11 protein-coding genes are annotated in these 11626 nt (G+C 58.2%); 10 read left to right on the forward strand and 1 reads right to left on the reverse strand.

The window, feature by feature from the left end:
* Positions 1–3 precede the first annotated feature (3 nt).
* Positions 4–1710 (reverse strand): SulP family inorganic anion transporter, encoded by a 1707-nt coding sequence (locus ACR0AJ_RS14805; RefSeq protein ID WP_480741207.1) that lies wholly within the window; start codon positions 1708–1710, stop codon positions 4–6.
* 180 nt (positions 1711–1890) lie between these two features.
* On the opposite strand from ACR0AJ_RS14805, the gene ybgC reads away from it, so the two are divergent.
* The 10 genes from ybgC (at position 1891) to ACR0AJ_RS14855 (ending at position 11356) form a co-directional block, all read left to right on the forward strand.
* Positions 1891–2286, forward strand: coding sequence for a tol-pal system-associated acyl-CoA thioesterase (gene ybgC / locus ACR0AJ_RS14810; RefSeq protein WP_170351710.1), 396 nt, complete (start codon positions 1891–1893; stop codon positions 2284–2286).
* A gap of 109 nt (positions 2287–2395) precedes the next feature.
* Entirely contained in the window at positions 2396–3091 is a 696-nt protein-coding gene (gene tolQ, locus ACR0AJ_RS14815; RefSeq protein WP_170351709.1) for a protein TolQ, read from the forward strand.
* Between the two features lie 2 nt (positions 3092–3093).
* Positions 3094–3570 (forward strand): protein TolR, encoded by a 477-nt coding sequence (gene tolR, locus ACR0AJ_RS14820; protein ID WP_170351708.1) that lies wholly within the window; start codon positions 3094–3096, stop codon positions 3568–3570.
* A gap of 9 nt (positions 3571–3579) precedes the next feature.
* Entirely contained in the window at positions 3580–4680 is a 1101-nt protein-coding gene (locus ACR0AJ_RS14825) for an energy transducer TonB (RefSeq protein WP_480741209.1), read from the forward strand.
* Positions 4677–5996, forward strand: a complete 1320-nt coding sequence (tolB, locus tag ACR0AJ_RS14830) for a Tol-Pal system beta propeller repeat protein TolB (protein WP_170351706.1) — start codon at positions 4677–4679, stop codon at positions 5994–5996. Before ACR0AJ_RS14825 ends, tolB begins: the two co-directional genes overlap by 4 nt.
* Positions 5997–6084: 88 nt before the next feature.
* Positions 6085–6594 carry a peptidoglycan-associated lipoprotein Pal gene (gene pal, locus ACR0AJ_RS14835; protein WP_170351705.1) on the forward strand — a complete coding sequence of 170 codons (510 nt, stop codon included), beginning with the start codon at positions 6085–6087 and terminating at the stop codon, positions 6592–6594.
* A 4-nt stretch (positions 6595–6598) separates the two neighbouring features.
* Positions 6599–7429 (forward strand): tol-pal system protein YbgF, encoded by an 831-nt coding sequence (ybgF, locus tag ACR0AJ_RS14840; protein ID WP_170351825.1) that lies wholly within the window; start codon positions 6599–6601, stop codon positions 7427–7429.
* Positions 7426–8679: a tRNA lysidine(34) synthetase TilS gene (tilS, locus tag ACR0AJ_RS14845; RefSeq protein ID WP_480741211.1), complete on the forward strand. Its 1254-nt coding sequence runs from the start codon at positions 7426–7428 to the stop codon at positions 8677–8679. Before ybgF ends, tilS begins: the two co-directional genes overlap by 4 nt.
* A 76-nt stretch (positions 8680–8755) precedes the next feature.
* Positions 8756–10672, forward strand: a complete 1917-nt coding sequence (ftsH, locus tag ACR0AJ_RS14850; RefSeq protein ID WP_170362401.1) for an ATP-dependent zinc metalloprotease FtsH — start codon at positions 8756–8758, stop codon at positions 10670–10672.
* A gap of 105 nt (positions 10673–10777) precedes the next feature.
* Entirely contained in the window at positions 10778–11356 is a 579-nt protein-coding gene (locus tag ACR0AJ_RS14855) for an MOSC domain-containing protein (RefSeq protein ID WP_480648911.1), read from the forward strand.
* Positions 11357–11626 lie beyond the last annotated feature (270 nt).

Raw genomic sequence — 11626 nt, forward strand, 5'->3', positions numbered from 1 at the left:
AGCCTAGGCAAGTGGTTTGCTCTGGTGCTGAAACGCCTTAATTAGATCGCTGCCGGTGTCAAAGTATGCGTCAGGCCCGACCAGATCGGTGACACCGTAGCGGTCCAGTTCTTTGCGGACATCCGGTTCGACCAGCAGAAAAACCAGTCGAATGTTTTTGGACTGCAGCAAGCCGTGGATATTTCGCAATGAGTAACCTGCGGTGAAATCCACATCATCAATGGCAGAAGCTTCGATGCAGAACCACCGCAACTTGGGGTCGGCCCTATTGACGATTGAAGCGACCTCGTCCGACAGCCGTTGCGTGTTGGCGTAATAGAGGCTGTGGGAAAAGCGATAGATCACCAGGCCGGGTTTGAACTGGTTTGACGTGGCGACGGGACTTATCTGCCAGCCGCCATCAGGGCTTTGGGCGATGATCGCGTTCTTGGGGTGGTATCCCCGGCGCGTGTGGTCGATCAGCGACAGAACCATGGCAAAGATGATCCCTTGCTCGACCCCGATCAGAACCACAACACCTGCTGTGGCCACCGCGATCCAGAATTCTGACCGTGCCTGACGATAAATGGCAGCAAGGCCCTTCAAATCGATTAGCTTTACACCGATCAGGAAAACTATCGCGGACAGCGCGGCATTGGGCAGGAACGCAAGCGGCCCGGTCAGAAACAGGATCACCACCAGAACAATCGCCACCGTCGTCAGTTGCGCGATTTGATTGCGGCCTCCGGCGCTGGCCACCATCTCGGTTTTGGTGGGGCTGCCGTTGACGACGAAAGTGCCAGTAAAGGCCGCGCCGAGATTGGCCAAACCCAACCCGACAAGATCGGTGTTTTCGCTGAACTTGTCCTCGTACCGGGCCGCATAAGCGCGCGAGGTTGCGGCGCTCTGGGCAAGGATCACCACAAAGATCGACAGGGCGGTAGGGGTCAGTTGCTTGAACAGAGCCCAGTTCCAATCCACATCCGGGATTGAAAGGGCGGGCAGGCCACCGGAAACTGCGCCCAGCACGGTGACGCCCGCCGCGCTGAACTGGAAAGTCCAACTGCAAAGGATGATGCCCAAAATTGCGATCAGCGGGCCGGGTATTTTGGGCGATAAACTTTTGCACCCAATGACGACGACCAGAACGGACAAGGATACCGCGATCGTTGGCCAGCTTGTCTGGTCATAGTGCTGTATCAAGCCCTGAAGTTTGGCCAGCGTTCCGTGGCCCGACGCCTCGATCCCCAGCATTCCGGGCACCTCTCCCGTGGCCACCTGAATGCCTACGCCAGTCAGAAAGCCAACCAGTACTGTCCGAGATAAGAAATCGGCTAGAAAGCCAAGGCCGATCAGGCGCGCGGCAATCAACAGCACTGCTGCCATCAGCGCCAGCAGAGAGGCCAGCGCCAGATATTCCGAAGATCCTGACACCGCCATACCCGCCAGAGCAGACGCAGTTATGGCCGCCGTGGCGGAATCCGCCCCCACGACAAGATGCCGCGATGATCCGAACAGGGCGAACAGCGCCATCGGTATCAGGATCGTGTACAGTCCCGTCACCACAGGGGTGCCTGCGATTTTGGTGTAGCCCATCACCTCGGGGATCGCGAGACAGGCAAAGGTCAGTCCGGCAAGAACCTCAGTCGGCAGGGACGACCGCTTGATCGGCACGATACCCTGCAGGATGGGCAGTGGGAATTTGCCCTCTTCTCGGTGGGGGGTGGCCATGGGATCCCCTTTAAATTCAAACCTCTATTTGGTCAGCCTAACCAGCTAGGGGATAAATTTCGATACCAAGTGTTGGGTGACCAGATTTTTTGTAACCTTATAGGGATTGCGCGTTGGCCTGTATCTGTGTGAGGCATGTCCTGCCCCGTTCCAAAGATTTCAACAGGATGGAATGCCAGTATGACCGACCCGCAAAAGCACATCTATTCGGTTCGGGTCTATTATGAAGACACCGACATGGGCGGCGTGGTCTATCACGCGAATTACCTGAAATACATCGAGCGCGCCCGGTCGGACTATGTGCGCCGGTTGGGCAATGACCAAAATGCGATGCGCGATGATGGGATAGTTTGGGTCATCCGGCGGATTGAGGCGGATTACCTGGCCCCGGCCAAGTTCGACGATGAGTTGACCATCGAAACTCATTTCATTTCACGCTCGGGCGTTCGGCTTACGATGGGGCAGTTGGTAAAAAGAGGCGAAACCGAGATTTTTCGTGCCACTGTCACCGCCGTTTGCATGAATGCACAGGGCAAACCGGTGCGGCTTCCGGCAGAGATTCGCGCATTGCTGTAACAAATTGCGGCGTTGGGGTGGTTCTGTTGGCTTTTCAGGACCATCTGGGTTAGCGTTTGACAAAACAAGGCCAAACGAACGGCCAACAGGCAAAACAAAGAGCAGGTTCATGGAAGCTGAAACGCTGGCGCTGGCGCAGGAGATCGATTTCTCCATGTGGGGGCTGTATGCCCGCGCGACCTTTATCGTCAAACTGGTGATGCTGATGCTGATCGGCGCATCTATCTGGTCCTGGGGCATCATCATTCAAAAGCTGATCAACTACCGCGCGGCACGACGTGAGGCCCAGGTGTTTGATGAAAGCTTCTGGTCAGGGAACCCCCTTGATGAGCTGTTCGAACAGATTGGAACGCAGCCTGATGGCAGTTCGGAAAAGATTTTTGCCGCCGGTATGATCGAATGGCGGCGGTCTCATCGCACTGATGGCGGGCTGATCGCCGGGGCCACGGCGCGGATCGATCGATCCATGGACGTTGCCATCGCGAAAGAGGCTGAGACGCTGCAAAAGGGCCTTCCTATTCTGGCGACCGTCGGCTCGACCGCGCCGTTTATTGGTCTATTTGGAACCGTTTGGGGCATCATGAACGCCTTTATCGAGATTGCCGAGCAACAGAACACAAACCTCGCCGTTGTGGCGCCGGGTATTGCCGAGGCGTTGCTGGCCACGGGTCTGGGCCTGCTGGCGGCGATCCCGGCGGTCATTTTCTACAACAAGCTCAGTGCGGATAGTGACCGGATCGTTGGCGGGTACGAAGCCTTTGCTGACGAGTTCGCCACCATCCTGTCGCGACAGTTGGACAGCTAACGATGGGCGCGGCAGTTCAGCAAAACGGTGGTGGGAACGGGCGCAGACGCGGGCGGCGTCGCGGCCGGGCGCAGCCAATGGCCGAAATCAACGTGACGCCGTTTGTGGATGTCATGCTGGTGTTGCTGATTATTTTCATGGTTGCGGCCCCGCTTTTGACCGTTGGGGTGCCTGTAGACTTGCCGAAAACGGCGGCCAGTGCCTTGCCCGGCGATAACGAAGAACCACTGACCGTAACACTGACCGCGGATGGACGCGTGCAGATCCAGACGACGGACGTGGTGCGCGAAGAGTTGATTGGCAAACTGCGCGCCATTGCGGCAGAACGCAGCAGTGATCGCGTGTTCCTGCGGGCCGACGGGGCGATTCCTTACGCGCAGGTGATGCAGGTAATGGGTGCGTTAAATGCGGGTGGGTTTTCCAATGTGGGTCTTGTGACCGATAGCGGCGGGCCGGCCCTGGACGAAGGTGGAGAGTGAGGCCGCGCGGTGGATACCGGCACCAAGATCTCGGCTATTGCCCATGTCGTCTTGATTGGATGGGCTTTTTTCGGCGGCACGTTCCGGTCCGACCCCCTGCCTATGGCTGTGCAGGAGGTGTCGGTGGTCTCGGTTGATCAGTTCGATGCTTTAACCGCACAGCGCACCGCGCCTGAGGTGTCGACACCCGTTGCCCTGCAACCGCCCGAAGTGCCCACCGAAGATGTGACACCGCCCGCACCGGTTGAAGAAGAACAAACCCCACCCGAGGTTGTGACCCCAGCTGAACCCGAGCCCGATCCCGTACCCGAACCGGTCGAGGCTCCGCCAGAACCCGAAGTGGTCGACGAAGCGCCGACACTGGATCAGCCCGAGCCAGTGACCGAAGTGCTGCCCGTGGCTCCGGGCCCCGAGGCGCAGCCGCGCCCCGCTGACAAGGTTGCACCGGAACCCATTGCGCCACCACCGCCCGAGGCGGAACCGGACGAAGTGGAAACGCCCGCTGTGTCGCTGGATGAGGGTGCGGATACCCAGCAGGAACAGCAGGATCAAACCGCTCCGGAAGAGGCCACGGATCAGATCGTGACCGAAGCCGAGGAAACCAAAGAGAACGCTCCGCGTACGTCCCCGCGACCGCAGGAGCGGCCAAACCGACCCGCGCCACCGGCAGATCCGGTAGCGGCAGAACCTGAGGAGCAGGAGTCGACGCCACCAACACAAGTTGACGAAAGCGCCGTTGAAGATGCTTTGGCCGAGGCTTTGCAAGAGAGTAGTGAGCCTGCTGGTCCTCCACTGACAAGCGGTGAAAAAGATGCAATGCGTCTGGCTGTGTCACAGTGTTGGAACGTGGGGTCATTGTCCACGGATGCCTTGCAAACGGTTGTAGTCGTTGGATTTTCATTGACCCGTGAAGGGAAGGTGGAAGGCGGTAGCCTGCGTATGATCGATAGCTCGGGCGGAACAACGGCGTCTGCTAAACAAGCTTACGAAGCCGCCAGACGGGCAATATTGCGCTGTGGCGCCAAAGGATACGACCTGCCTGCTGACAAATATGCTCAGTGGCAAGATATTGAGATTACATTCAATCCCGAGAGGATGCGGATCAAATGATGAGATTTCTGACCAGCCTATTGCTTGGCCTGACGATTATGACAGCGCCGGTATACGCACAGAGCGGACCGCTGCGTCTGGAACTGGATCAGGGGATCATTGAACCCTTGCCTTTTGCGGTTCCGAATTTTGTGCCTGACGGGCCAGCCGCGGCGCAATATGCCAACGACATCTCTCGAGTCGTAGCCGCCGACCTGACCGGTACGGGGCTGTTCCGCGAAATCTCATCGGACGCATTCATCAGTCGGGTCAGTAGTTTTGATGCGCCGGTCCAGTTTGCCGACTGGAAAGCCATCAACGCAGATGCGCTGGTGACGGGTGCTGTGAACGTCTCCGGCAACCGGCTGACTGTGCGATTCCGGGTGTGGGATGTGTTTTCGGGTCAGGAACTGGGCAACGGTCTGCAATTTGCAGGCACTACCGAAGGGTGGCGACGCATGGCGCATAAAGTAGCCGATCAGGTTTACAGCCGCATCACGGGAGAGGGCGGATATTTCGACAGCCGCGTGGCCTTTGTTTCCGAAAGCGGGCCCAAGGATCAACGCCTGAAACGTTTGGCGATCATGGATTATGACGGAGCCAACGTGCAGTACCTGACTGACAGTGCCGCCATCGTCCTTGCCCCGCGCTTTTCGCCGTCGGGCGATCGGTTGCTCTATACCAGTTATGAAACCGGTCAGCCACGCATCTATGTTCTGGACGTCGACCGAGTGAAAAGAACCGAATTGCAGACGCAAGAAGGCACGATGAGCTTTTCCCCACGCTTTTCGCCCGATGGCCGCTCGATTGTTTATTCGCTGATTCAGGGCGGCAATACCGACCTGTGGAAGATGGACCTGGCCTCGGGCCAAAGCGTTCGTCTGACCAATACGACGGCCATTGAAACCGCGCCTAGCTATTCCCCGGACGGTTCGCAGATCGTGTTTGAAAGCGACCGCTCGGGCACACCGCAGCTGTATATCATGCCCGCCAATGGGGGTGAGGCAACACGGATCAGCTTTGGTCAAGGCCGCTACGGCACCCCGGTCTGGTCGCCGCGTGGCGATTTGATTGCGTTTACCAAGCAAAACAAGGGCCGTTTTCACATCGGTGTCATGCGTACGGATGGCAGTGAAGAACGACTGCTGACCTCATCCTTCCTTGATGAGGGGCCGACCTGGTCCCCCAATGGCCGCGTCATCATGTTTACCCGCGAAACGCAGGGGGCCAGCGGGCGGGCGACGCTGTATTCCGTGGATATTTCGGGGCGGAACTTGCATCCGGTGCGCACTCCGGATGGCGGCAGCGATCCGTCTTGGGGGCCATTGCAGAATTGATCGGGGCAGGCGGTTGGAAAAGTTCACAAAAATCCTGCACTGTGATACAGAGACGGCAATAAACCGATAAAACAACGAGGCACTTGAAATGAACGTATTGGGCAAAGTTCTGGCTATAGGCGCGCTGAGTGTAATCGCCGCCTGTACCAACAACGATCCATCGGCACTGGGTGGCGGTTTTGGAAATGGCGCAAATGGTGCGATTGCGCCGGGCTCGCCCAGCGATCCGCGCTCGCCCGCCTATTTCCAGCAAACTGTTGGCGACCGGGTATTGTTTGCAGTGGATCAGTCCACACTGACGCCACAGGCGCAAACGGTCTTGCAGGGGCAGGCAGACTGGCTTTTGGCCAACCCGGATTTCGTGGCTACTATCGAGGGTCATGCAGATGAACAAGGCACACGCGAGTATAACCTTGGTCTGGGCGCGAAACGGGCGAATGCGGCCCGCGACTATTTGATCTCGCGCGGGGTGGCAGGGAACCGCCTGACAACAGTCAGCTACGGCAAGGAACGCCCGATTGAGATTTGCAGCACCGAGGAATGCTATTCCAAGAACCGCCGCGCGGTTACGGTGCTGACCGGTTCAACCTTGGGGTAAAATGATGAGACTTGCAGGATGGGTTCTGGCCGCAGTTATTGCGACCGCCGGTGTGGCACAAGCACAGGATCAGCAGACGCTGGCGGATATCCGTCAGGAATTGACAGTGCTGCACGTGGAGATTCAACGTCTAAAGCGTGAGTTTTCGACGACCGGATCTCCGGCGCCGAACCTGTCTGGCAGTTCCATTCTGGAACGAGTCGACGCGATCGAGGCCGAGTTGCAACGCCTCACGAGCCAGACCGAGCAGCTTAATCAGCGGGTTCAGAACGTCGTGACCGATGGCACCAACCGGATCGGCGACCTGGAGTTCCGTCTGGTCGAACTGGAAGGCGGAGATCTGAGTACGCTTGGCGAAACCTCGACCCTGGGTGGTGATTCAGGAGCTACGGTCGGTTCTGCGGCACCCATTTCACCAACGCCCTCTTCGGTAAGTGAGCAGGGGGAACTGGCGATCGGTGAACAATCAGACTTCGAAGCTGCTGCGCTGGCCCTGTCCGAAGGGGATTTTCAGGCCGCAGCCGACCAGTTCGCGCAGTTCGATTCGTCGTATCCAGGCAGCCCGCTTGCGCCCGAAGCACATTTGAAGCGCGGGCAGGCGCTGGACGGATTGGGCGACACGCGTGAGGCCGCACGGGCGTTCCTGGCCAGCTTTACCGGCGATTCCGAAGGTGCGTTTGCCCCCGAGGCTCTGTTTGAACTGGGTGCCGCGTTGGGTCGTCTGGGACAAACCGAACAGGCCTGTATCACCCTGACAGAGGTTGGCGTGCGGTTCCCGGCCTCGGCCACAGTATCCGCCGCCACTCAGGAAATGGCGTCGCTGGGCTGTTCTTGACGGGCGAGGCCGAAACACTTCGATCTGAACTCCGCACGCGGCTGCCTGACCGACTGCCGCCACGTTTGGGTATCGCCGTGTCTGGTGGCGGGGATTCGGTGGCGCTGATGCATCTGTTGCATGAAATCGCTCAGGCCGAGCAGGTCGATCTGTTTGCTGCCACCGTGGATCATGGATTGCGCCCCGACTCGGCATCTGAGGCTATTTGCGTGGCCGAACAGGCCGCTGGATTGAATATCCCGCACGAAACGCTGCGGTGGCAGGGGTGGGATGGCACAGGCAATCTGCAGGATCAGGCCCGTCAGGCGCGGTATCGATTGTTGACCGACTGGGCGAACCGGAATGACATATCGGCGATTGCTTTGGGACATACAGCCGATGATCAGGCCGAGACTGTTCTGATGCGGTTGGGCCGGGCGGCCGGTGTGACAGGATTGTCAGGGATGCCTTGGGTGCGGGACCAAAACGGCGTGTCGCTACTGCGCCCGATGTTGGGAATCACTCGGCAAACCCTGCGCGGCTACCTGTCGCGGATCGGCGCAAGTTGGATCGAGGACCCGTCGAATCAGGACTTTAAATTCGACCGGATCAAAGCGCGTGAAGCCCTGACAGGGCTGGAACCGCTGGGGATTTCTGCACAATCGCTGTCGCGCGTGGCCGAAAATCTTGCACAAGCGCGTGAAGCACTGGCGCATTATACGCAGGAATCCGCACGACGAGTTACTGATGTGGATAACGGGGACATTTGCGTGGACCGCAACGGCTTTGAACTGCTTCCGGCAGAGATTCAACGGCGGCTGGTCATTGGAATCACCGTGTGGATCGCAGGACCGGGCTATCCGCCGCGCGGGGCTGCGGTGGATCAGGCCGTGGCAGCCGTTCGGGATGCAAAGACCCTGACTCTGGCGGGCTGTTTGTTGATCCCACACGGCGATAAAATGTGGTTTTGCAGAGAGCTAAACGCCGTGGCGACAGAAATCACCGCCCCGGAAAAGCTTTGGGATGACCGCTGGGTTCTGTCCGGCCCTCGGGCCGTGGGCGCCGAGGTGCGTGCGCTGGGTGAGACTGGTTTGCCGCAGGTGCCGGAATGGCGCGCATTGGGCAAACCACGTATGGCGCTTTTGGCCTCGCCTGCCGTGTGGAGCGGTGAAAACCTGCTTGCTGCACCCCTAGTTGATTATTCCAACGGTTGGACAGCCGAAATGGCCCCACAAAGGCCCGAGTTTTACTCTTCGCTTTTATCGCATTGAACATGCTTGAATCATCTCTATTTTATAGGGCAAACCGGCAGACCCGCACCTGCCGAAATCTTTTGGGAGATATTCCTTGGGCAACGCTCGTAACATCGCCTTCTGGGTCGTTCTTTTTCTGCTGATCCTTGCACTGTTCAATTTCTTCAGTGGCCAGGGCGGAACGCTTCAGAGCAATGAAAGAACCTATTCCGATTTTGTCAGCGCAGTTGAAAGCGGCGAAGTCAAAAATGTGACGCTGGACGGTGAACAGATTCGCTATTCCACGCAAAGCGGCGCGACCTATGTCACCATCAAACCCGCCGATGCCGAAGTCACCAAGCTGCTGATCGATGAAAACATTCCCGTTCAGGCCGTGAAACAGCAGCAATCCGGGTTTCAGTCCTTCCTGATCACGCTGCTGCCTTTCCTGCTGCTGATCGGGGTCTGGATTTACTTCATGAACCGGATGCAGGGCGGTGGCAAAGGCGGCGCGATGGGCTTTGGCAAGTCCAAGGCCAAGATGCTGACCGAAAAGCATGGCCGCGTGACCTTTGACGATGTCGCGGGCATTGATGAGGCCAAGGAGGAGCTGGAAGAGATCGTGGAATTCCTGCGCAACCCGCAGAAATTCAGCCGTCTGGGCGGTAAGATTCCGAAAGGCGCATTGTTGGTTGGCCCCCCGGGTACTGGTAAAACGCTGCTGGCCCGTGCCATTGCTGGTGAGGCGGGTGTGCCGTTCTTTACCATCTCGGGCTCTGACTTTGTCGAGATGTTTGTTGGTGTCGGTGCATCCCGTGTCCGCGACATGTTCGAACAGGCCAAGAAGAACGCGCCTTGTATTGTCTTCATCGACGAGATCGACGCCGTGGGTCGCCATCGTGGTGCCGGTTATGGCGGTGGTAATGACGAACGCGAACAGACCCTCAACCAGTTGCTGGTCGAGATGGACGGGTTCGAGGCCAACGAAGGCGTGATCATTCTGGCAGCCACCAACCGTAAGGACGTTCTGGACCCTGCGCTGCTGCGTCCGGGCCGGTTTGATCGTAACGTGACTGTCGGCAACCCCGACATCAAAGGCCGCGAAAAGATTCTGGGCGTTCACGCACGCAAGACGCCTCTGGGCCCCGATGTGGACCTGCGCATCATCGCGCGCGGTACACCAGGCTTCTCGGGTGCGGATTTGGCGAACCTCGTGAACGAGGCCGCGCTGATGGCCGCGCGCGTGGGCCGTCGCTTTGTCACCATGGAAGATTTTGAGAATGCCAAGGACAAGGTGATGATGGGGGCCGAGCGTCGCTCGATGGTGCTGACACAGGATCAGAAGGAAAAGACCGCCTATCACGAGGCCGGTCACGCCGTTGTCGGCCTGACTCTGCCGCTGTGTGATCCGGTCTACAAGGCGACGATCATCCCGCGCGGTGGTGCGCTGGGCATGGTTGTTTCGCTGCCGGAAATGGATCGCCTGAACTATCACCGTGACGAATGTGAGCAAAAGCTGGCCATGACCATGGCGGGCAAAGCCGCAGAGGTGATCAAGTACGGCGAAGACCATGTTTCGAACGGTCCTGCCGGTGACATCATGCAGGCCAGCCAACTGGCGCGCGCCATGGTGATGCGCTGGGGAATGTCGGACAAGGTCGGCAATATCGACTATGCCGAGGCGCATGATGGATACTCTGGCAATACCGCCGGGTTCTCGGTTTCGGCCCATACCAAAGAGCTGATCGAGGAAGAGGTGAAGCGTCTGATCCAGCAGGGTTACGAGCGCGCCCACCAGATTCTGACCGAACAGAACGAGGAATGGGAGCGTCTGGCACAGGGTCTTCTGGAATATGAGACGCTGACCGGGGACGAGATCAAGCGCGTCATGAACGGTGAATCGCCCAGCGAGGGTGATGATGATGGTGACAATCCCGACGAGGGCAGCGCGCCCAGCGTGACAGCGATTCCTAAGACAAAGGTCAAGAAGTCTCCGCCCGATGGTGGGATGGAGCCGGAACCTTCAGCTTAAGTACATCAGACCCGGGCATTGTCCCGGGTCTTTTTTGCTTCACTTCACAGTCGGGATACGTACGGTGCGAAGAGCCGTTGTCAGGAATTTGGAGCGAGGCCCCACATGCCGGTGATGCGAAAAACCGAGTATTCGGCGCAGGTTGTCTGGTTGGGGCATGTACCGTCAGGTGGCTCGCTGCGCGCCCGTCCGGTCGATCGGTTGGATCTTGATTTTGCCGGGGAAACAGGCGCCCGTCACGCAGGGGTCAATCGAGCCTCATGTATGCGTATGAAGAACCTGTACCCCGAAGATACTGAAATTCGAAATGTGCGTCAGTTGACGATTCTGTCGTCCGAAGAAATGGACGAGATCGCAAGTGAAATGGGGCTGGAAACGCTCGACCCCACCTATTTGGGGGCGTCAATCGTGCTAAAGGGAATACCGGATTTTACCCATATTCCGCCCTCATCGCGGCTGCAGGCCCTCGATGGGCTTACGATGACCGTTGATATGGAGAACCGCCCTTGCATCTATCCAGGGAAAGAAATCGAATCTGACATTCCAGGCTATGGCAAGACGTTCAAACCCGCCGCCAGGGGCCGTCGCGGCGTCACGGCCTGGATCGAACGTCCGGGAACGTTGAAGCTGAACGACTCCGTCTCGCTTTTTGTGCCGGATCAGCGCGCGTGGGAACCCTCATAAGCCTCGGAATGTTGCGCTAACAGCGCCAGAACTGGGTCAACGCCGTTTCACGCCATGATTATGTCGGAATTCATATCCATTGCGATTGTACACGACGGTATGGATTGATCAGCACCGACGTATTGCGTCGGCACGCACGGCATTCAATCAGGGACCCTGCCCAATGAGCTACAAATCCGACATCGAAATCGCCCGTGAGGCGAACAAGAAGCCGATTCAGGAAATCGGTGCGAAAATTGGCATCTCCAGTGACGATCTGCTGCCTTACGG

Source organism: Ruegeria sp. CJ9 (genome assembly GCF_056536625.1).

Bases quoted from the DNA above. Each gene is read 5' to 3' on its own strand.
- ybgF (WP_170351825.1), top strand. From the start codon at position 6,599: ATGAGACTTGCAGGATGGGTTCTGGCCGCAGTTATTGCGACCGCCGGT.
- ybgC (WP_170351710.1), top strand. From the start codon at position 1,891: ATGACCGACCCGCAAAAGCACATCTATTCGGTTCGGGTCTATTATGAA.
- ACR0AJ_RS14805 (WP_480741207.1), bottom strand. From the start codon at position 1,710: ATGGCCACCCCCCACCGAGAAGAGGGCAAATTCCCACTGCCCATCCTG.
- tolB (WP_170351706.1), top strand. From the start codon at position 4,677: ATGATGAGATTTCTGACCAGCCTATTGCTTGGCCTGACGATTATGACA.
- tolR (WP_170351708.1), top strand. From the start codon at position 3,094: ATGGGCGCGGCAGTTCAGCAAAACGGTGGTGGGAACGGGCGCAGACGC.
- tolQ (WP_170351709.1), top strand. From the start codon at position 2,396: ATGGAAGCTGAAACGCTGGCGCTGGCGCAGGAGATCGATTTCTCCATG.
- pal (WP_170351705.1), top strand. From the start codon at position 6,085: ATGAACGTATTGGGCAAAGTTCTGGCTATAGGCGCGCTGAGTGTAATC.
- ACR0AJ_RS14855 (WP_480648911.1), top strand. From the start codon at position 10,778: ATGCCGGTGATGCGAAAAACCGAGTATTCGGCGCAGGTTGTCTGGTTG.